The sequence below is a fragment of the Streptomyces sp. NBC_00986 genome (assembly GCF_045162565.1).
Taxonomy (GTDB): Bacteria; Actinomycetota; Actinomycetes; order Streptomycetales; family Streptomycetaceae; genus Streptomyces.
This window is the reverse complement of the sequence record NZ_CP108733.1, coordinates 3,541,147-3,561,641: the sequence shown is the minus strand read 5'-3', so window position 1 is coordinate 3,561,641 and position 20,495 is coordinate 3,541,147. Positions and strand designations below refer to the sequence as shown.

21 protein-coding genes are annotated in these 20,495 nt (G+C 69.5%); 15 read left to right on the top strand and 6 right to left on the bottom strand.

What is annotated here, in order from left to right; translation table 11 throughout:
• Positions 1-316: 316 nt before the first annotated feature.
• Positions 317-613 carry a DUF4193 domain-containing protein gene (locus OG504_RS15270; RefSeq protein ID WP_005481602.1) on the top strand — a complete coding sequence of 99 codons (297 nt, stop codon included), beginning with the start codon at positions 317-319 and terminating at the stop codon, positions 611-613.
• A gap of 13 nt (positions 614-626) precedes the next feature.
• Positions 627-1,544: a hypothetical protein gene (locus OG504_RS15265; protein WP_405990336.1), complete on the top strand. Its 918-nt coding sequence runs from the start codon at positions 627-629 to the stop codon at positions 1,542-1,544.
• Between the two features lie 40 nt (positions 1,545-1,584).
• Here OG504_RS15265 and OG504_RS15260 read toward each other — a convergent pair whose 3' ends face one another.
• Both OG504_RS15260 and OG504_RS15255 read right to left on the bottom strand, forming a co-directional pair.
• On the bottom strand, positions 1,585-1,947 hold the full coding sequence (locus OG504_RS15260; protein WP_405990335.1) for a hypothetical protein: 363 nt from the start codon (positions 1,945-1,947) through the stop codon (positions 1,585-1,587).
• A 121-nt stretch (positions 1,948-2,068) separates the two neighbouring features.
• Entirely contained in the window at positions 2,069-2,533 is a 465-nt protein-coding gene (locus tag OG504_RS15255; RefSeq protein ID WP_405990334.1) for a DUF3093 domain-containing protein, read from the bottom strand.
• Positions 2,534-2,591: 58 nt separating this feature from the next.
• Here OG504_RS15255 and OG504_RS15250 point away from each other — a divergent pair, with 58 nt between their 5' ends.
• From OG504_RS15250 to OG504_RS15215, 8 genes are all read left to right on the top strand, one after another.
• A complete protein-coding gene (locus OG504_RS15250; protein WP_405990333.1) occupies positions 2,592-3,176 on the top strand; it encodes a PaaI family thioesterase in 585 nt (194 codons plus the stop codon).
• Positions 3,173-3,688 (top strand): dUTP diphosphatase, encoded by a 516-nt coding sequence (dut, locus tag OG504_RS15245; protein ID WP_033283954.1) that lies wholly within the window; start codon positions 3,173-3,175, stop codon positions 3,686-3,688. The genes OG504_RS15250 and dut overlap by 4 nt, the downstream gene beginning before the upstream one ends.
• 1 nt (position 3,689) lies before the next feature.
• Positions 3,690-4,445, top strand: a complete 756-nt coding sequence (locus OG504_RS15240; RefSeq protein ID WP_405990332.1) for a DUF3710 domain-containing protein — start codon at positions 3,690-3,692, stop codon at positions 4,443-4,445.
• A 165-nt stretch (positions 4,446-4,610) separates the two neighbouring features.
• The gene (locus OG504_RS15235) at positions 4,611-5,786 is read left to right on the top strand and encodes an alginate lyase family protein (RefSeq protein ID WP_405990331.1); all 1,176 of its coding nucleotides are present in this window, start codon (positions 4,611-4,613) and stop codon (positions 5,784-5,786) included.
• A gap of 152 nt (positions 5,787-5,938) precedes the next feature.
• Positions 5,939-8,491 carry an ATP-binding protein gene (locus tag OG504_RS15230; protein ID WP_405990330.1) on the top strand — a complete coding sequence of 851 codons (2,553 nt, stop codon included), beginning with the start codon at positions 5,939-5,941 and terminating at the stop codon, positions 8,489-8,491.
• Positions 8,488-9,171, top strand: a complete 684-nt coding sequence (locus OG504_RS15225; RefSeq protein ID WP_033283951.1) for a response regulator — start codon at positions 8,488-8,490, stop codon at positions 9,169-9,171. Before OG504_RS15230 ends, OG504_RS15225 begins: the two co-directional genes overlap by 4 nt.
• Positions 9,172-9,216: 45 nt before the next feature.
• Positions 9,217-9,615 (top strand): OB-fold nucleic acid binding domain-containing protein, encoded by a 399-nt coding sequence (locus OG504_RS15220; protein ID WP_078652621.1) that lies wholly within the window; start codon positions 9,217-9,219, stop codon positions 9,613-9,615.
• Between the two features lie 3 nt (positions 9,616-9,618).
• Positions 9,619-10,398 (top strand): DUF3159 domain-containing protein, encoded by a 780-nt coding sequence (locus OG504_RS15215; RefSeq protein ID WP_405990329.1) that lies wholly within the window; start codon positions 9,619-9,621, stop codon positions 10,396-10,398.
• An 87-nt stretch (positions 10,399-10,485) separates the two neighbouring features.
• Here the strand turns inward: OG504_RS15215 and OG504_RS15210 are convergent, their stop codons facing one another.
• Both OG504_RS15210 and OG504_RS15205 read right to left on the bottom strand, forming a co-directional pair.
• The gene (locus OG504_RS15210; protein ID WP_019061074.1) at positions 10,486-11,163 is read right to left on the bottom strand and encodes a TrkA family potassium uptake protein; all 678 of its coding nucleotides are present in this window, start codon (positions 11,161-11,163) and stop codon (positions 10,486-10,488) included.
• Positions 11,163-11,834, bottom strand: coding sequence for a TrkA family potassium uptake protein (locus tag OG504_RS15205; RefSeq protein ID WP_033283949.1), 672 nt, complete (start codon positions 11,832-11,834; stop codon positions 11,163-11,165). Before OG504_RS15205 ends, OG504_RS15210 begins: the two co-directional genes overlap by 1 nt.
• Positions 11,835-12,204: 370 nt before the next feature.
• Here OG504_RS15205 and OG504_RS15200 point away from each other — a divergent pair, with 370 nt between their 5' ends.
• Together OG504_RS15200 and OG504_RS15195 are read left to right on the top strand one after the other, a co-directional pair.
• Positions 12,205-14,253, top strand: coding sequence for an APC family permease (locus tag OG504_RS15200; RefSeq protein WP_405990328.1), 2,049 nt, complete (start codon positions 12,205-12,207; stop codon positions 14,251-14,253).
• A 98-nt stretch (positions 14,254-14,351) separates the two neighbouring features.
• Complete coding sequence (locus OG504_RS15195) at positions 14,352-15,680, top strand: class I SAM-dependent RNA methyltransferase (RefSeq protein WP_405990327.1); 1,329 nt, start codon at positions 14,352-14,354, stop codon at positions 15,678-15,680.
• Between the two features lie 22 nt (positions 15,681-15,702).
• Here the strand turns inward: OG504_RS15195 and OG504_RS15190 are convergent, their stop codons facing one another.
• Together OG504_RS15190 and OG504_RS15185 are read right to left on the bottom strand one after the other, a co-directional pair.
• Positions 15,703-16,371, bottom strand: a complete 669-nt coding sequence (locus tag OG504_RS15190; RefSeq protein WP_405990326.1) for a TetR/AcrR family transcriptional regulator — start codon at positions 16,369-16,371, stop codon at positions 15,703-15,705.
• Positions 16,368-17,051, bottom strand: a complete 684-nt coding sequence (locus OG504_RS15185) for a DUF998 domain-containing protein (RefSeq protein ID WP_405990325.1) — start codon at positions 17,049-17,051, stop codon at positions 16,368-16,370. Before OG504_RS15185 ends, OG504_RS15190 begins: the two co-directional genes overlap by 4 nt.
• A 187-nt stretch (positions 17,052-17,238) precedes the next feature.
• Here OG504_RS15185 and OG504_RS15180 point away from each other — a divergent pair, with 187 nt between their 5' ends.
• The 3 genes from OG504_RS15180 (at position 17,239) to OG504_RS15170 (ending at position 20,318) form a co-directional block, all read left to right on the top strand.
• Positions 17,239-17,838: a hypothetical protein gene (locus tag OG504_RS15180; RefSeq protein ID WP_405990324.1), complete on the top strand. Its 600-nt coding sequence runs from the start codon at positions 17,239-17,241 to the stop codon at positions 17,836-17,838.
• Positions 17,839-17,990: 152 nt separating this feature from the next.
• On the top strand, positions 17,991-18,683 hold the full coding sequence (locus OG504_RS15175; protein ID WP_405990323.1) for an alpha/beta fold hydrolase: 693 nt from the start codon (positions 17,991-17,993) through the stop codon (positions 18,681-18,683).
• Between the two features lie 225 nt (positions 18,684-18,908).
• Positions 18,909-20,318, top strand: a complete 1,410-nt coding sequence (locus OG504_RS15170; protein WP_405990322.1) for a carotenoid oxygenase family protein — start codon at positions 18,909-18,911, stop codon at positions 20,316-20,318.
• Positions 20,319-20,495: the final 177 nt, after the last annotated feature.

The following is a 20,495-nucleotide window of genomic DNA, read 5'->3' as shown; positions in this document are numbered from 1 at the left end:
GATCACAAGCGCGATTTTCAGGCCATCTACTCTCCGTGATCATGCACCCTGTCGGAAAGCCGGGAAAATCCGGGTTTTCGGGGGTCTTGATCACGGGAAGTACACGATGAGGTGCCTTTGAAGAGCGGCACGAGGACCGTGTACGGTCCCCTTCGCCATCCAAGCCGATCACTCTTGAGGGGTCCGGTTGGGTGTCGATTGAGTAACAGACCTTGATGTGAGGCAAAATCTCCGCCTCAGGTCGGGCACAAGTCCGGCCTCTCACGCGTTACGTGCGCTGGAGACACCGCAGACACCCAGAGGGGGAGAGCGCGACATGGCAACGGATTACGACACCCCACGCAAGACCGACGACGACGTCGACTCGGACAGCCTTGAAGAACTCAAGGCGCGTAGGAACGACAAGTCGACTTCCGCAGTGGACGTCGACGAATTCGAGGCCGCCGAGGGCCTCGAGCTGCCCGGAGCGGACCTCTCGAACGAAGAGCTGGCCGTCCGGGTGCTGCCCAAGCAGCAGGACGAGTTCACTTGCATGAGCTGCTTCCTGGTGCACCACCGCAGCCAGCTGGCCCGCGAGAAGAACGGCCAGCCGATCTGCCGCGACTGCGACTGAGGAGGGGTCGGCCGTGACTGGCTCGACCCCACCCTGGAAGCGCCGCTCCCCCCAGCCGGGAGCGGACGAAGGGCCGACAGACGGTCCTCATGGCGCGCGTGACGACGAGCGGGGCTCATCCGAACCTGGATCAGCCTCGCTCGAACCGGCGGCCGACCGGGCTGACCTCCCGGTGCCGGCGGACGTTCCCGCAGCCGCCCCCGTCGCCAAACGACGGGCGGCGGTGATCCGGGACAAGGCCAGGGAAGGCGTCCGTAAGGGCGGCAGCCGGGCCAGGGCCGGTCTGGCGTACCTCGCCGACCGGATCATCGACATAGCCCCGCGGATCCCCGTACGGGACCTTCAGGCGCTTCGACGGCAGTTCCCGGGCCTCGGCCCCGAACAGCTCGCCGACAAACTGGTGGCGGGCGCGGCCAACGCGACGTCCACCGTCGGCGCGGGCATCGGTGCCGCGGCGATGCTGCCGGTGCCGCCCGCCATGCCCACCGAACTGGCCGCCGAGATCACCGGCGTCGCCGCGATCGAGCTGAAGCTGATCGCCGAGCTCTACGAGGTCTACGGGGCCCGTCCGCCCGGCGACCTCCGGCAGCGCAGCACCACGTATCTGAACTCCTGGTCCGGGGAGCGCGGTATCGACGTGACCAAGCCGTCGACCATGAGCGCCGCGCTGAACGGCCACATGAAGCGCGAGCTGCGCCAGCAGATCATGAAACGCATGGTCCGCGACCTGCCGAACCTGATGCCCTTCATGGTCGGCGCCGCCGTCGGAGCGGTCATGAACCGCCGGGACACCAAGAAACTCGCCGAACGCATCCGCAAGGACCTGCGCAAGGCCCAGGTCCCGTGGGACGCGCTGCCCGAACTGCCGCCCCTGGAGACCCCACCGGACCCGCTCCGGATGGGTGAGATCCCGAAGGAACTCGGGCGGTGATCGGGCCCCGCGTATCCTCGCGGGGCCCGATGAGCGACCGTCAGCAGTCGGCTGTCGTGCCCCCGTCCCACGAGACGTCGTAGTTGTAGACCCAGCCCTTGGTCTGGGTGCCGTCGATGCGCCCGTAGATCCAGGTGTTGCCGTAGCTGTTCTCTACGGTGCACCAGTAGTAGAACTTCGTACCGGAGACGAAGGTGCCCACGGAGCCACATGCCGAGTACGGCCTGACCCGCATGGTGGTGGCGCCCTCGAAGCGGCCGTACCCGCTGGCCTTGTTGCTCACGATGTACGACACGTCGCACACACCGGCTGCGCCGGCGGCCGGGGCGCTCAGGCCGACGAAGGACGCTCCCAGGAGCCCTCCGACGCCGAGTAGCGATGCCACGCGTTTCTTGAGCCCCATGTAGTTTCCCCCTCAATCGAAAATGAACTGCGCATGACAGGCAACTACTTTGCCGCGCATGATCCATTTTCGTGGTAACTCGTTGGGGGCGTTATCAAGGCGAGATGTTGGACGCGATGGACTACGCCGAGGCCGCCCGTGCCGCTTTGATCGCCTCCGCAAGCCGCTCCGGCTCGCGGGTCGACAGATACAGGTACGGCGTCGGGTCGTCGGGGTCGGTGACCTCGACGCGCAGTGCCCTGGGGATGTACGAGCGCAGCAGCAGGAAGGCGCGGGTGTCGGCCTTGTAGGTCCGCCAGGCGCGGGCCTCCTCCGGGTCCAGGATCTCCGCCTCGCCCAGAGCCGTCACCGGGATCTTCGCCTCGCCCGCGACCAGCTGGTCGCCCACGATCCGGATGCGGAGCGAGCCGTAGGAACTGGCCATGACGGAGGCGACGGCGGTGCCGCCGACCAGGCCGCCGAGCAGCGGCAGGGTGCCGAAGGGCAGCAGGATCAGGGCGAAGGAGACGCCCACCAGGAACGAGATGAACCACCACGAACGGGGGGCGGTGAGGCGCTCGTCGTAGGGGGAGGCGGAAAGCTGCATGGAGCCAAGCTTGGCACGGTGTCCGGAACCTACCGACGCGCGGGTAAGGTCTGCGGCTGTGAGTGGTACTTCTCCAGCTCTTGAGCCTCCGTCCGACGCCGTGAAACCGGTGCGGCACCCTGATGCGCCCGCGCCGGGCGAGCTGCTCGGTGCGCACTACGAACAGTGTTTCGGGTGTGGCGGCGACCAGCCGCACGGGCTGCATCTGGAGGCGCGGGCCGGTGAGGGCGTCACCATCACCGCCGAGTTCACCGTGCGGGCCGCCCACCAGGGCGCCCCGGGCCTCGCGCACGGCGGGGTGCTCGCCAGCGCGCTGGACGAGACCCTCGGTTCGCTGAACTGGCTGCTGCGGACGATCGCGGTGACCGGCCGCCTGGAGACCGACTTCGTCCGGCCGGTGCCCGTGGACACCGTGCTGTACCTGGAGGCCGAGGTGACGGCCGTGGCCGGCCGGAAGATCTACTCGACCGCCACCGGACGCATCGGCGGCCCCGACGGGCCCCTCGCGGTGCGCGCCGACGCCCTCTTCGTCGAGGTGAAGGTCGACCACTTCATCGACAACGGCCGCCCGCAGGAGATCCGGGCCGCCATGGACGACCCGGACCAGGTCCGGCGTACCCGTGCCTTCGAGGTGAACCCGTGAGCCGTAGTTCTCTGGACGTGTCGATCCGCCGTGTCGACCCGGACGTACCGCTTCCGTCGTACGAGCATCCCGGCGACGCGGGAGCCGATCTGCGGACCACCGAGAGCCGGGAACTGAAGCCGGGTGAACGGGCCGTACTGCCCACGGGGGTGTCTATCGCTCTCCCGGAGGGGTACGCGGCCTTCGTACACCCTCGTTCGGGGCTCGCCGCCCGCTGCGGTGTTGCCCTGGTGAATGCCCCGGGGACGGTTGATGCCGGGTACCGTGGGGAGATCAAGGTGATCGTGGTGAATCTCGACCCGTACGAGTCGGTTCGGTTCGAGCGCTTCGACCGGATCGCCCAGCTGGTCGTCCAGCAGGTCGAGAGGGTCCGCTTCCAGGAGGTCGCGGAGCTTCCCGAATCGGCGCGGGCCGAGGGGGGCTTCGGGTCCACCGGCGGTCATGCCGCCGTGGGCGGCACCACGGGTGGGAATCGATACGCTTCGGTCGTATCCGACCGGGAAGGACAGTGACGTGTTCGGACGTCGCAAGAAGGGCACTGCCGCCGAGGACGCGGCGAGCGAGGCCGAGCAGGTCGTCGACGACGTCGACACTGAGGCGGACGAGTCGGTCGAGCGCGTGAAGCTCGAGCCGGAACCCCGCCCCGACGGACCCTGGGACGACTCGGAGATCGGCGACCCCGCCGAGGGCCGGGTGGACCTGGGCGGTCTGTTCGTGCCGGGAGTCGACGGCATGGAGCTGCGGGTCGAGGTCGCGGGTGACGCGATCGTCGCCGCCACCGTGGTCCTCAAGGACAGTGCCATCCAGTTGCAGGCCTTCGCCGCCCCCAAGCGCGAGGGCATCTGGGGTGAGGTCCGCGAGGAGATCGCCAGCGGCATCACCCAGCAGGGCGGCATCGTCGACGAGGTCGAGGGGCCGCTGGGCTGGGAGCTGCGCGCGCAGGTTCCGGTGCAGCTGCCGGACGGCACGGGCGGTTTCCAGGTCGTGCGGTTCGTCGGCGTGGACGGTTCGCGCTGGTTCCTGCGCGGGGTGATCTCCGGGCAGGGCGCGGTGCAGCCGCAGGCGGCCGGGCTGCTCGAGCAGATCTTCCGGGACACGGTCGTCGTGCGCGGCGAGGGCCCGATGGCGCCCCGCGACCCGATCGTCCTGAAGCTGCCGAACGACGCCCAGATGGTTCCCGAGGGCGTCCAGCAGGAGGAGGCGGGTTCCCGCTTCTCCGGCGGCATGGGCCAGCTTCAGCGCGGACCGGAGATCACCGAGGTCCGCTAGCCGGAACAGAACACCGGAACAGGCGAAAAAGGGCCGCACCCCGTCAGGGTGCGGCCCTTCGTCGTGCGCGCACTCTTGACGGCTCATTGGTCCGTACCTATGGTCTCGGCTCAACGCCCAAGTTCATGAGGGTGCTCTGTGTTCACATACGAGAACGGAGTCACCGTGCGCCGCGCTGCCCTGCTCTCCGTCGTCACCGCCCTGGTCCTGGGCTTCTTCGCCCAGCCCGGCACCGCCGCCCAGGCGGCCCCCGCCACCTTCGTCCACCCCGGAGTCGACGTCTCCCGGAGCCAGTTGGACTTCGCCCGCACCGAGGTCCTCGCCGGCGCCCAGCCCTGGAAGGGCGCCTACGACCAGATGATGGCCAGCTCCTACGCGAGTCTGACCCGGACCCCGAAGCCCAGGGCCGTCGTCGAGTGCGGCTCGTACTCCAACCCCAACTACGGCTGCACCGACGAGCGCGAGGACGCGATAGCGGCCTACACCGACGCGCTCGCCTGGTACATCACCAAGGACGCGCGCTACGCCCAGAAGGCCATCGAGATCATGGACGCCTGGTCGGCCACGATCACCAGCCACACCAACAGCAACGCGCCCCTGCAGACCGGCTGGGCCGGCGCCTCCTGGCCAAAGGCCGCCGAGATCATCAAGTACACGTACACCGGGACGTGGACCAACTCGGCCCGCTTCGCGACCATGCTGCGCAACGTGTACCTGCCCGAGATCATCAACGGCTCCAATTCCAACGGGAACTGGGAGCTGACGATGATGGACGCCGCCGTCGGCATCTCCGTCTTCCTGGAGGACAAGACGTCGTACGACAAGGCGATGGCGCTCTTCCGGACCCGTACCGCCGCGTACATCTACCTCGCCTCGGACGGTTCCGTGCCGAAGACTGTGCCGAGCCAGAACCTCAACACCACGGCGAAGATCGTCAGTTACTGGCAGGGCCAGTCGACCTTCGTCACCGGCCTCACCCAGGAGACGTGCCGCGACTTCACGCACACCGGGTACGGCCTCTCGTCGATCTCGCACGTCGCCGAGACCAGCCGCATCCAGGGCACCGACCTCTACGGCACCGACGTGGGGGAGCGGCTGCGGCAGGCGCTCGGGTTCCAGGCCAAGTACCAGCTGGGCACGGCCGTACCCAGCTGGCTGTGCGGCGGCTCGCTGACCCTCGGGCTCGGGCCGGTCACCGAGGTCGGCTACAACGCCCTGCACAACCGCCTGGGCATCGCCATGACCAACACCCAGACGCTCACCCTGAACAACCGCCCGGCCGGCAGCAACAACCTCTTCGTGGCCTGGGAGACCCTCACCCACGGCGACAACCCCAACTGAACAGCGCCGGACCCTGATGCCCGTACGGTGCCGTACGGGCATCAGGGTTGTGTCAAAGACGTCCCTGAGCGCACTCGTCACCCCATTTGTCGGACTTATTGGACGTAAAGTCGACGCTGCGTACAGAGCTGTGACGGGAAGACAATGGGGCCATGGGACGCGGCAAGCTTCGGATCTACCTCGGTGCGGCACCGGGCGTCGGCAAGACGTACGCCATGCTGTCCGAGGCCCACCGCAGGGTGGAGCGGGGCACCGACTGCGTGGTCGCCTTCGTGGAGCACCACGGGAGGGCCCGCACCGAGGTGATGCTCCACGGCCTGGAGCAGGTCCCGCGCGCGGAGCTGGCCTACCGGGGGACCGTCTTCACCGAGATGGACGTCGACGCCGTGCTGCGCCGGGCCCCCGCCGTCGCCCTGGTGGACGAACTCGCCCACACCAACATCCCGGGCTCCCGCAACACCAAGCGCTGGCAGGACATCGAGGAGCTGCTCGCGGCCGGCATCGACGTCGTGTCCACCGTCAACATCCAGCACCTGGAGTCCCTCGGCGACGTCGTCGAGTCGATCACCGGGGTGCGGCAGCAGGAGACCGTGCCGGACGAGGTCGTCCGCCGGGCCGACCAGATCGAACTCGTCGACATGTCGCCCCAGGCGCTCCGCCGCCGCATGGCGCACGGCAACATCTACAAACCCGACAAGGTCGACGCGGCCCTGTCGAACTACTTCCGGCCCGGAAACCTCACCGCCCTGCGGGAGTTGGCGCTGCTCTGGGTGGCCGACCGGGTCGACGAGTACCTCCAGGAGTACCGCAGCGAGCACCAGGTCTCGGCGATCTGGGGTTCCCGCGAGCGGATCGTCGTAGGACTGACCGGCGGCCCCGAAGGGCGGACGCTGATACGGCGGGCCGCGCGGCTCGCCGAGAAGGGGGCCGGCGGCGAGGTGCTGGCCGTCTACATCTCGCGCAGCGACGGGCTGACCTCGGCCTCCCCGAAGGAACTCGCCCTCCAGCGCACCCTCGCCGAGGACCTCGGCGGCACCTTCCACCACGTCGTCGGCGACGACATCCCGGCCGCGCTGCTCGACTTCGCGCGCGGGGTGAACGCCACGCAGATCGTCCTCGGGTCCTCGCGCCGCAAGACCTGGCAGTACGTCTTCGGGCCGGGGGTGGGGGCCACGGTCGCACGCGAGTCCGGGCCCGACCTGGACGTCCACATCGTCACCCACGAAGAGGTCGCCAAGGGGCGCGGGCTGCCCGTGTCCCGGGGCGCGCGGCTCGGGCGGGCCCGGATCGTCTCGGGGTGGCTGGTCGGGGTGGTCGGGCCGGTGGGGCTCGCGCTGCTGCTGAACGCCGTGCATCTCGGGCTCGCCAACGACATGCTGCTCTTCCTGTCGCTGACCGTGGCGGCGGCACTGCTCGGCGGGCTGCTGCCGGCGCTGGTCTCGGCGGCCGTCGGATCGTTCCTGCTGAACTACTACTACACGCCCCCGCTGCACCGGCTGACGATCGCCGACCCCAAGAACATCGTCGCCATCGCGATCTTCGTCGGCGTCGCCGTGTCCGTGGCCTCCGTGGTCGACCTTGCCGCGAGACGCACCCAGCAGGCCGCCAGACTGCGCGCCGAGTCGGAGATCCTGTCGTTCCTCGCGGGCAGCGTGCTGCGCGGCGAGACCAGCCTCGAGGCGCTCCTGGAGCGGGTCCGGGAGACCTTCGGCATGGAGTCGGTGGCCCTGCTGGAGCGCAAGAGCGACGTGGACCCCTGGACCTGTGCGGGCCGGGTCGGCGTGGGAGCGCCGCTGGAGCGGCCCGAGGACGGCGATGTGGACATGCCCGTCGGCGACCACATGGCCCTCGCGCTGACCGGCCGCGTGCTGCCCGCCTCCGACCGCCGGGTGCTGGCCGCCTTCGCCGCGCAGGCCGCCGTAGTCCTGGACCGCAGGCGTCTACGGGAGGAAGCCGACCAGGCCCGCGCGCTCGCCGAGGGCAACCGCATCCGTACGGCCCTCCTGGCGGCCGTGAGCCACGATCTGCGGACCCCGCTCGCCGGTATCAAGGCGGCCGTGTCCTCCCTGCGCTCCGACGACGTGGCGTGGTCCGAGGAGGACCAGGCCGAGCTCCTGGAGGGCATCGAGGACGGTGCCGACCGGCTCGACCACCTCGTGGGGAACCTGCTCGACATGTCCCGCCTGCAGACCGGCACGGTCACGCCGATCATCCGCGAAATCGACCTCGACGAGGTCGTGCCGATGGCCCTGGGAGGGGTCCCCGAAGGCAGCGCCGAACTCGACATCCCGGAGACGCTGCCCATGGTGGCCGTCGACCCCGGGCTGCTGGAGCGGGCGGTGGCCAACCTGGTGGAGAACGCGGTCAAGTACAGCCCGCCCGGCGAAACCGTCCTGGTGTCCGCCAGCGCCATCGCCGACCGCGTCGAGGTACGGGTGGTCGACCGGGGCCCGGGAGTCCCGGACGAGGCCAAGGACCGCATCTTCGAGCCCTTCCAGCGCTACGGCGACGCCCCGCGCGGCGCCGGAGTCGGACTCGGTCTCGCCGTGGCGCGCGGCTTCACCGAGGCGATGAACGGCACCCTCAACGCCGAGGACACGCCCGGCGGAGGCCTCACCATGGTGCTCACGCTCCGCGCGGCGGACGGCATCGTAGAAGACGCGCACGACGTGTTTGACGTACAACCGGAAAGGCAGGCCTCATGACCAGGGTCCTCGTGGTCGAGGATGAGCCGCAGATCGTGCGGGCCCTCGTGATCAACCTCAAGGCGCGGAAGTACGAGGTCGACGCGGCCGCCGACGGCAAGACCGCCCTCGATCTCGCCGCCTCCAAGCACCCGGACGTGGTCGTCCTCGACCTGGGGCTGCCCGACATGGACGGCGTCGAGGTGATCCGGGGGCTGCGCGGCTGGACCCGGGTGCCGATCCTGGTGCTGTCCGCGCGGCACTCCTCCGACGAGAAGGTCGAGGCGCTGGACGCGGGTGCCGACGACTACGTCACCAAGCCGTTCGGCATGGACGAGCTGCTGGCCCGGCTGCGGGCGGCCGTGCGCCGGGCCGAGCCCACCGGGGGCGGTGAGGACGACGTCCTGGTCGAGACCGAGGAGTTCACGGTCGACCTGGCCGCCAAGAAGGTCCAGCGGGACGGGCGGGACGTACGGCTCACCCCCACGGAGTGGCATCTGCTGGAGGTGCTCGTGCGCAACACCGGGCGGCTGGTCAGCCAGAAGCAGCTGCTCCAGGAGGTGTGGGGGCCGTCGTACGGGACCGAGACGAACTATCTGCGCGTGTACATGGCACAGCTGCGGCGGAAGCTGGAGACGGACCCCGCGCATCCCAAGCACTTCATCACGGAGCCCGGTATGGGCTACCGGTTCGAGCGCTAGGGCCGTGGGTACGTTGCTGTCAGTGGACCCCGGTACGCTTCAGATATGAGCGCTGTCCCTCGTTCCGAAAAGCCGGCCGGACGGTTCCGGCGCATGCTCGACCGGCTCTCCACCTCGCAGGAGGACCTGGAGTCGGAGGAGCTGCGTGAGGACGCCGAGACCGAGGGCTGTGTCCGGATCGGCGACTGCCACGACCGACAGATCGTGACGGTTACTGGTACGTTGCGCACGGTCACGCTGCGCCCCCGGGCGGGAGTTCCGGCCCTGGAGGCCGAGCTGTTCGACGGTTCGGCCGCCCTGGACGTCGTGTGGCTCGGCAGGCGCTCCATCGTGGGGATAGAACCGGGGCGCAAGCTGATCGCGTCCGGCCGGATCTCGATGAGCCGGGGCCGCCGGGTGCTCTTCAACCCCAAATACGAACTGAAACCCCTCGGACGGGAGTAGCCGGTGACGTCGCTCGACAAGCCGACCGCGGACACCGTGGACGCCGAAGACAGCGAGCAGGATGTCCGGGCGGTGACCGAGGCAGCCCTCTTCGAGGCGTTCGGCGGACTGCGCGGCATGATCGAAACGGTCCTGCCCGGCCTGCTCTTCGTCAGCATCTTCACCGTCAACAAGAACCTGCACTGGTCGGCGATCGCCGCCCTGGCCGTCGCGCTGGCCCTGGTCGTGGTCCGGCTGGCCACCCGGGACACCGTCAAGCACGCCTTCAGCGGTGTCTTCGGCGTCGCCTTCGGTGTGGTCTTCGCGATGATGACGGGCAACGCCAAGAACTTCTATCTCCCCGGCATGCTCTACACGCTGGGCCTGGCGCTCGCGTACATCATCACCACCCTCGCGGGCGTCCCGCTGATCGGCCTCATCCTCGGCCCGGTCTTCAAGGAGAACCTCTCCTGGCGGACCCGCAACCCCGGCCGCAAGAAGGCCTACGCGAAGGCCAGTTGGGCCTGGGGCCTGATCCTGCTCGCCAAGTGCGCGATCCTCTTCCCGCTCTACTGGTGGGCCAACACCGCCCAACTCGGCTGGGTCCTGGTCGCGTTGAAGATCCCGCCCTTCCTCCTCGCCGTCTGGCTCACCTGGGTCTTCCTCGCGAAGGCACCCGCGCCGATCGACGTGTTCGCGGAGATGGAGGCGGAGGAACAGGCCGAGAAGGAACGCAAGGCCGCGGCCGAGGCCTCGGGCGAGGCCCAGGACGCCACGGCGGGACGGCACCGTCGCGACGCATAGCGTCCGCTGCTTTCGCGACTTTCGCTACGACGAGGAGGGGCGCCCTGAGATCTCAGGGCGCCCCTCCTCGTCGTATCCCCGAAGGGGTCAGCTCGCCGCGTCCTCCCGGCGTACCGACAACAGGTCCTCCAACTGCTCCTCACGCGCCTGAGCCGCCACGAACAGCAGCTCGTCGCCCGCCTCCAGAGAGTCCTCGCGGGACGGGGTCAGCACGCGCGTGCCGCGGATGATCGTGACCAGGGACGTGTCCTCCGGCCACTCCACGTCGCCGACCTGGGTGCCCGCGAGGGCGGACTCCTCGGGGAGGGTCAGCTCGACGAGGTTGGCGTCGCCGTGGCTGAAGCGGAGGAGGCGGACGAGGTCGCCGACCGACACCGCCTCCTCGACCAGGGCCGACATCAGGCGGGGGGTGGAGACGGCCACGTCGACGCCCCAGGACTCGTTGAAGAGCCATTCGTTCTTGGGGTTGTTGACGCGGGCGACGACGCGCGGGACGCCGTACTCCGTCTTCGCGAGGAGGGAGACGACGAGGTTGACCTTGTCGTCGCCGGTCGCGGCGATCACGACGTTGCAGCGCTGCAGCGCCGCCTCGTCCAGGGACGTGATCTCGCAGGCGTCGGCCAGCAGCCACTCCGCCTGGGGGACCCGCTCGACCGAGATCGCGGTCGGGGCCTTGTCGATGAGAAGGATCTCGTGACCGTTCTCCAGCAGCTCTCCGGCGATCGAACGTCCGACCGCGCCGGCACCGGCAATGGCGACCCTCATCAGTGACCGCCCTCCTCTTCGGGACCCTTGGCGAACGCCGCCTCGACCTTGTCGACCTCGTCCGTACGCATCATCACGTGCACGAGGTCGCCCTCCTGCAACACGGTCTGCGAAGAGGGCAGCATCGCCTCGCCGAGCCGGGTGAGGAACGCCACGCGGACGCCCGTCTCCTCCTGCAGCTTGCTGATCCGCTGGCCGACCCAGGCGGCCGAGGCGTGCACCTCGGCGAGCTGGACACCGCCGGTGGGGTCCCGCCACAGCGGCTCCGCGCCCGAGGGCAGCAGCCGGCGCAGCATCTGGTCGGCAGTCCAGCGGACCGTCGCGACCGTGGGGATGCCCAGGCGCTGGTAGACCTCGGCACGGCGGGGGTCGTAGATACGGGCCGCGACGTTCTCGACGCCGAACATCTCGCGGGCGACGCGCGCGGAGATGATGTTCGAGTTGTCACCGCTGGAGACGGCCGCGAACGCGCCCGCCTCCTCGATGCCGGCCTCGCGCAGGGTGTCCTGGTCGAAGCCGACCCCGGTGACCCGGCGGCCGCCGAATCCGGGGCCCAGCCGACGGAAGGCGGTGGGGTCCTGGTCGATCACGGCGACCGTGTGCCCCTGTTGCTCCAGGGTCTGGGCGAGAGCGGAACCCACTCTGCCGCAGCCCATGATGACGATGTGCACGACCGTCCTTCCGGTGTCCTGAAATCAATGCTCAGCCCCATCAGGGTCTCAGACCGAGGCCCAAGCTACACACGCCCGGTCCCTCCACGGCACCCCTGTGCGTCAGCGGCGTCCGATGCTGCGCACGCTGGCCAGGGTGAGGATTCCGAGGCCGACGAGGGCGGCCAGGCCACCGATCAGCTCTGCGGTCGCGGGCATGGAACCTCCAGGAGGCGGCGGGAGCGGGGTTTTGTCATATAGACACGGTGTCGGCGATCTTGACGGAATCCGCAACTCCACTCGTCCCTTATTTCACTCGTGAGGCAGATGACAGGGGGTAAGACGGCGGAAAGTAGAGGATCGCCTGTTCGAAGGCCTACGATCCTCTGTTGTGTCCAAACTGACCGACGTGCCCAAGCGCATCCTCATCGGGCGCGCACTGCGCAGCGACCGGTTGGGCGAAACGCTCCTGCCGAAGCGCATCGCACTCCCCGTCTTCGCCTCCGACCCGCTGTCCTCCGTGGCGTACGCGCCCGGCGAGGTGCTGCTGGTCCTCTCCATCGCGGGCGTGTCGGCGTACCACTTCAGCCCCTGGATCGCGGTCGCGGTCGTGGTGCTGATGTTCACCGTGGTCGCCTCCTACCGGCAGAACGTGCACGCCTACCCCAGCGGTGGCGGCGACTACGAGGTGGCCACCACCAACCTCGGCCCCAAGGCCGGCCTCACCGTCGCCAGCGCCCTGCTCGTCGACTACGTCCTCACCGTCGCCGTCTCGATCGCCTCCGGCATCGAGAACCTCGGCTCCGCGATCCCGTTCGTGATCGAGCACAAGGTGATCTGCGCGGTCGCCGTCGTGGTGCTGCTCACGCTGATGAACCTGCGCGGGGTGAAGGAGTCCGGCTCGCTGTTCGCGATCCCGACGTACGTCTTCGTCGCGGGTGTCTTCGTCATGATCGCGTGGGGCGCCTTCCGCGGCCTGGTCCTCGGCGACACCATGCGCGCGCCGACCGCCGCCTACCACATCAGGGCCGAACACCAGGGCCTGGCGGGCTTCGCCCTGGTCTTCCTGCTCCTGCGCGCCTTCTCCTCCGGCTGTGCGGCGCTCACCGGTGTCGAGGCGATCTCCAACGGCGTCCCGGCCTTCCGCAAGCCCAAGTCGAAGAACGCGGCGACCACCCTCGCGGCGATGGGCATCCTGGCCGTCACGATGTTCTGCGGGATCATCGCGCTGGCCATGACGACCAAGGTCCGCATGGCCGAGAACCCGGGCACCGACCTGATCCACAACGGCGTCGCGATCGGCTCCGGCTATGTCCAGAACCCGGTGATCTCGCAGGTCGCCGAGGCCGTGTTCGGCAAGGGCAGCTTCCTGTTCATCGTGCTCGCCGCGGCCACCGCGCTGGTGCTGTTCCTGGCCGCCAACACGGCGTACAACGGCTTCCCCCTGCTGGGCTCGATCCTCGCCCAGGACCGCTACCTCCCGCGCCAGCTGCACACCCGCGGCGACCGCCTGGCCTTCTCCAACGGCATCGTGCTGCTCGCCGGCACGGCCGCCTTGCTGTTGGCGATCTACGGCGCGGATTCGACCCGCCTGATCCAGCTCTACATCGTGGGCGTGTTCGTGTCGTTCACCCTGAGCCAGACCGGCATGGTCCGGCACTGGAACCGTCACCTGGCCACCGAGAAGGACCTGGCCAAGCGCCGCCACATGGTCCGCTCGCGCGCGATCAACACCTTCGGCGCGTTCTTCACCGGCCTGGTGCTGGTCGTCGTCCTGGTCACGAAGTTCACCCACGGCGCCTGGGTGGCGCTGCTCGGCATGTGCATCTTCTACGCCACGATGACCGCGATCCGTAAGCACTACGACCGGGTCGCCGAGGAGATCGCGGCCCCCGAGGGCCCGAGCGACGACAGCCTCCGCCCGTCCCGCGTCCACTCCGTCGTCCTGATCTCCAAGATCCACCGCCCGGCTCTACGGGCCCTGGCCTACGCCAAGTTGATGCGCTCGGACACGCTGGAGGCGCTCAGCGTCAACGTGGACCCGGCGGAGACCAAGGCGCTGCGCGAGGAGTGGGAGCGGCGCGGGATCGACGTACCGCTGAAGGTGCTCGACTCGCCGTACCGGGAGATCACGCGGCCGATCATCGAGTACGTGAAGGGGCTGCGGAAGGAGTCGCCGCGGGACGCGGTGTCCGTGATCATCCCCGAGTACGTGGTCGGCCACTGGTACGAGCACCTCCTCCACAACCAGAGCGCGCTGCGGCTCAAGGGGCGGCTGCTGTTCACGCCGGGCGTGATGGTGACGTCGGTGCCGTACCAGCTGGAGTCCTCCGAGGCGGCGAAGATCCGGGCGCGGAAGCGGAGCGAGTGGAGTGCGCCGGGTGCGGTACGGCGGGGTCCTGCGGAGGAGCGGCACCGGGAGTCTTCGACCAAGCTTTAGGGTCGGCCGCTTTGTGGTGAGCGGCCGGGCGGGGTCCACGTAGACTGGTGGGCTGTTGTCCGGCCGTACCCCCTTTGACGTTGTGGAGTCACCCCGCCATGCAGGCAGAACCGAAGAAATCGCTGGTGGGGGAGGAGTACGAGGTCGAGGTGGGGCCCGTCGCCCATGGCGGGCACTGCATCGCCCGTACGTCCGAGGGGCAGGTGCTGTTCGTCCGGCACGCGCTGCCCGGTGAGCGGGTCGTCGCGCGGGTCACCGACGGCGAGGAGGGCGCGCGGTTCCTGCGTGCCGACGCGGTGACGATCCTGGACGAGTCCAAGGACCGGGTCGAAGCCCCTTGTCCGTACGCCGGCCCCGGCCGCTGCGGCGGCTGCGACTGGCAGCACGCCAAACCCGGCGCCCAGCGTCGCCTCAAGGGCGAGGTCATCACCGAGCAGCTGCAGCGGCTCGCGGGGCTCACGCCCGAGGAGGCCGGCTGGGACGGCACGGTGATGCCGGCCGAGGGCGACAAGCTGCCCGCGGGCCAGGTGCCGCGGTGGCGCACGCGCGTGCAGTACGCGGTCGACGTCGACGGCAACGCCGGTCTGCGCAAGCACCGTTCGCACGAGGTCGAGCCCGTCGAGCACTGCATGATCGCCGCGTCGGGCGTCAGCGAGTTGGGCATCGAGGAGCGCGACTGGTCCGGCATGGCCTCGGTCGAGGCGATCGCGGCGACGGGTTCCCAGGACCGCATGGTCATCCTGGAGCCCCGCCCCGGCGCGCGGCTCCCCCTGGTCGAGCTGGAACGCCCCGTCTCGGTCATGCGCGTCGAGGAGCACGACGGAGGCATCCACCGCGTGCACGGCCGCGCGTTCGTCCGCGAGCGCGCCGACGGCCGTACGTACCGGGTCGGCAGCGGCGGCTTCTGGCAGGTCCACCCGATGGCCGCGGACACCCTCGTCAAGGCGGTCATGCAGGGCCTGCTGCCGCGCAAGGGCGACATGGCCCTCGACCTGTACTGCGGCGTCGGCCTCTTCGCCGGCGCGCTGGCCGACCGCCTCGGCGACAAGGGCGCGGTGCTCGGCATCGAGTCGGGCAAGCGCGCGGTCGAGGACGCCCGGCACAACCTCGCGGGCTTCGAACGCGTCCGCATCGAGCAGGGCAAGGTCGAGAGCGTGCTGCCGCGGACCGGGATCAGCGAGGTCGACCTGATCGTCCTCGATCCGCCGCGGGCGGGGGCGGGCAAGAAGACCGTGGAACACCTGTCGTCCCTCGGGGCGCGGAAGATCGCCTATGTGGCTTGCGATCCTGCTGCGTTGGCTCGGGACATCGCTTATTTCCGGGACGGGGGGTATCGGGTGCGGACGTTGCGGGCGTTCGATCTGTTTCCGATGACCCACCACGTCGAGTGTGTCGCCATCCTCGAACCCGTGGAAAAGGGCAACTGACCCGCGGTTGCCCCAGCCCGCGCTACCTCTGCTGGCCCTGCTCGCCCAACGGCTTCGGCCAGCTGTCCAACAGTTGCTCGTCCGTCAACGCCGCCATACCGTCCGCCGCCGCTCCTTCCAGCCCGAACCCCACCATCAGCACCTCCGCGTACCGCCGCCAGGCATCCGGCGCGACCTCGTGCGTGCGGTCCGCGACCGCGCCGATCATGTTCAGGAAGGCGTACACGTCGGCGCTGGCGAAGTCCTTGCGGACGGCGCCGGCGGTCACCGCTCGTTCCGCGAGGCCGTCGACGAGGCGGCCCAGTTGGTCGCGGGTGCGGGCGACCGGGCCCGTGTCGACGCTCGCGTTGGCCAGGATGACCTCCAGGGCGCGGTCCTCGGAGCGCCACTGTGCCGCCGCCAGCAGGTAGTGCCGTAGGGACTGGGCCGGGTCCGGGAGTTGCGCGGCCCTGGTCGCCAGGTCCAGGAACATCGTGAAGCGTTCCGTGAACAGGGCGTCCACCAGGGACTGGAGGTCCGGGAAGCGGCGGTAGACCGTGCCTACGCCGATTCCGGCCTCGCGGGCGATCTCGTTCAGGGGGACCGTCGTCCCCCGCCGGGCGAACAGGCGGTCGGCCGTCGTCATGATCAGGCGGCGGTTGCGTTCCGCGTCCGCTCGCAGCGGGCGTTGGTGCGGGGTATCCGGGCTCACGCCGGGACATTCTCCGGCATCTTCGCCCCGGTGGTCCGGCGTGCCTGCCTGACCAGGAGCGATACGCCGGTCACGACGCTCCACAGCAGCCATGAGTAGACACCGCCCCGCTCGAAGATGCCGGCCGTGCTCGTCGAGACGCCCACACCCGCCTCGCTCAGCAGGCCCAGGACGCCGACCGCGATGCTGAACACACGGTACGCGCGCGGCAGTTGGAGGCTCTTCAGTGAGCCCGCCATGATCACGATCGTGTTCGCGCACAGGATGGCGACCGAGGCGCCCCCGACGTGCAGCCCCAGGCTGTAGCTCGCGCCGTTCGCGGAGCCGTGGAACAGGCCGACCAGCAGGAAGCCCACCGCGTGCGCGCCCGCCAGGGCGATGACCACGCGGCGTACGCGGCCCGTGAGCAGGGGCACCGCCAGCAGGATCACTCCGGCGGCGAACAGGATCCCCTGGACGATGAACGACGTGTTCATCAGCGCGTGATCCGGCGAACAGAGGGTGCGGTCCTGGAATTTGGTGCCGCAGTCCGTGACGCCCAGGTCGCTGATGTAGTTCGTGGCGTAGCTGTAGACCGGGGTGGTCCAGGCGGCCGCGGCGACCGCCTCGGACACCACCCACTGCACCGCGTTCAGCACCAGGACGGCGGCCCCCAAGGGAAGCCAGATCTTGCGTGACATCGGAACTCCCATCACGACTCCTCTCGACAGGTCATGCTCACCACCCTACATTAAGTGGATAGTTCTATCCGGTTAGCCGTCGTGCGTGCACGCAGTCATGTGACCGGCATCACATTGCAAGGTTCGAACTTCGAGGGCCGCCGTGCATCTAGTCGGCGTCCACTCCACTCCACCGAGGAAACAATCAATGTTGGCTTATCTGCCCGGATTCGCCCCCTGGATCGTCGCCGGCGTCCTCTCGTCCTTCGACTGGCGCTGGGGCGCGCTCGGCGGTCTCGTCACGGGGCTGCTCATGATGCTGAACGACCGTCGCCGCGGGGTCGGCTTCGACGCGCTCGTGCTGGAGATCAGCACCCTCGCCTACTTCGTCGTGATCGGCGCCGTCTCCGTCGTCAGGCCGGACTCGTCGCTGGCCGACCACACCGACGTCATCTCCTTCGTGTGGCTGGCCGGCACCGCCTGGGGGAGTCTCGTGGTGCGAAGCCCCTTCACGCTGGGCATCGCCAAGCGGCAGACCCCGCGTGAGTACTGGGACATGCCGGAGTTCGTCCAGGTCAACAACTACATCACCAGCGCCTGGGGAGCCGGCTTCACCTTCATCGCCGTCAGCCTGGCCATCGCAGGCGCGGTGGACGCCCCGGCCTGGGTCGGCATCACCGCCCACGTCGTCGGACTGGTCGCCCCCGCCGTCTTCACGAAGGTCTACCCCGCCCGCGCCCAGGCCCGCCTCATGGCGCTCGCCCAGGCGCCGGGGCAGACCCAGACGTCGGTGAGGGTCGTTCGGTAACGGCCGTCACCGTCCCGCGCCCTGTCTGACCTCTCAGCACCAAAGCTCAGCACCAAAGCTCAGCACCAAAGCCCAGCACCAAAGCCCAGCACCAAAGCCCAGCACCAAAGCCCAGCACCAAAACACTTACCCCACGAAGGAGTTGGCGCATCGTGAGCATCGCAAAGAACGTCGTCCTCGTGCACGGCGGATTCGTCGACGGATCGGGCTGGCGGGGCGTCTACGACGCGCTCCGCGCCGACGGTCACCACGTGAGCGTCGTCCAGCACCCCACGCTGTCCCTCGAGGGCGACGTCGCCACGACCAAACGGGTCCTCGACGCCCAGGACGGCCCGGCCGTACTCGTCGGACACTCCTACGGCGGCGCGGTGATCACCGAGGCCGGCACCCACGAGAAGGTCTCGGCGCTCGTCTACATCGCGGCGTTCGCGCCCGACAAGGGCGAGTCCGTGAACACCCTCATCGCCGACCCGCCGCCCGGTGCTCCCGTTCCGCCGATCCTGCCGCCCGTCGACGGGTTCCTCTTCCTCGACCGGGAGAAGTTCGCCGCGTCCTTCGCCGGGGACCTGCCCGCCGACGACGCCCGGTTCCTCGCGGACTCCCAAGTGCCGTGGGGTGTAGAGGCGTTGGCTGGCGCGGTCACCGAGCCCGCCTGGCGGACCAGGCCGAGCTACTACCTCGTCGCCACCGACGACCACATGATCCCGCCGGCCGCCCAGCGCCTCATGGCCGAGCGGGCCGGCGCGACCGTCACCGAGACCGGCGGCAGCCACGCCGTGTACGTGTCCAAGCCCGCCGAGGTCGCCGCGTTCATCAAGCAGGCGGCAACGGGCACCACAGCGTGAGCCTTCTCCACTGACAGCCGACAGCCGACAGCCGACAGCCGACAGCCGTGGCGGCCGCGGTGCTCAGCACGGCCGCCACCACCGCGGCGGCGGACGCGCGCCATCAGTGTCCGCCGCCGCGGCCAACTCCGGCCCGGGCAATGGCGGTTCGCCCGTACGGCGGACTCGCCGACCCGTCCGACTCCCCTGACCCCTATGACTTCTGACGTCTTGAAGGAAAGCAGCATGACGACCGAGAACGAGACACCCGCACCCCTCTACCTCCAGGGCCGCTTCGCGCCGGTCCCCGAGGAGTACACCGCTGCCGAGCTCACCGTACGAGGCACCCTGCCGCCCGACCTGGACGGCCGCTATCTGCGCAACGGCCCCAACCCGCTGCCCGGCGAGGACCGGGGCCACTGGTTCACCGGACCCGGCATGCTGCACGGCATCCGGCTGCGGGGCGGCCGCGCCGAGTGGTACCGCAACAGGTGGGTCAAGACACGGGAGTTGGAGGGCCACCCCTTCGTCCGCGAGGACTTCAGCGTCGACCTCGCCGCGGTGCCCGCCAACACGCACGTCATCCGGCACGCCGACACTGTCCTCGCCCTGTGCGAGGTGGGCCTGCCCTACTGGGTCACCCCGGAGCTGGAGACCGTCGGGCCGTACGACTTCGGCGGGAAGCTGACCACCGCGATGACCGCGCATCCCAAGGAGGACCCGGTCACCGGTGAACTGCACCTGTTCGGGACCGGGTTCGCGCCGCCCTACCTCACCTATCACCGGGTCACCCCGGAGGGCGAGTTGCTCGACAGCCGGCCGATCGACGTGCCCGGGCCGACGATGATGCACGACTTCGCGATCACCGAGAACCACATCGTGTGGATGGACCTGCCCGTCGTCTTCGACCACACCCTGGCCGGGCGCGGCGGTATGCCGTACCGGTGGGCCGAGGCGTACGGCGCGCGGATCGGGATCATGTCCCGCGAACACGGGTCCACCGATGTGCAGTGGTTCGACGTCGACCCCTGCTACGTCTTCCACGTGGGCAACGCCTACGAGGACGCGCAGGGCCGTGTGGTGCTGGACGCGGTGCGCTACGACGACGCCGGGTTCCGGAAGGTCTGGGGCGACATCGGCGGGCCCACCGGTCCGGGCACGCCGAGCGTCCCCGGTGTGGCGAACGGTCAGGTCGGGGTGCGGGAACCGGGGCACACCCAAGCCCCCTCCGTCCTGTACCGGTGGACCCTGGACCCGGTGGCCGGCCGGGTCACCGAGACCCAACTGGACGACCGCGAGGCCGAGTTCCCCACCCACAACGAGACCCTCACCGGGCGCCGGAACCGCTACCTCTACACGGTCAACGGCGACGGCATCGCCAAGCACGACCTGGAGCGCCAGACCGGCGACGTCCACAAGACGCCCGGCAGCCGCTACTCCGGCGAGGCCGTCTTCGTACCGGCGTCGGACGGCACCGACGAGGACGCGGGCTGGCTCATGTCGCTCGTCTCGGACGACAACGGGGCGGCCGGTGAACTCCTCGTCCTCGACGCCGGCGACCTCTCCGTGCAGGCGGTCGTGGAACTGCCGTACCCGGTCCCGTCCGGCTTCCACGGCAGCTGGCTGCCCGAGCCCGGGACGGCCGAACAGGCCTGACACGAGGGCGGGTTGACCAACAGGTCGACCGACCTGGGCGAGGGGGCCCGACGGGGAGCCGGAGCGGCGTATCTTCCTCGACAAGGGTCCCCTCGGTCCGACACGCGGGGTCCATCTCCTGTTCACCGGCGGGTGGGAGAAGTGGGGTCCCCGGAGCATGAGTCCAACTCGCCGCGC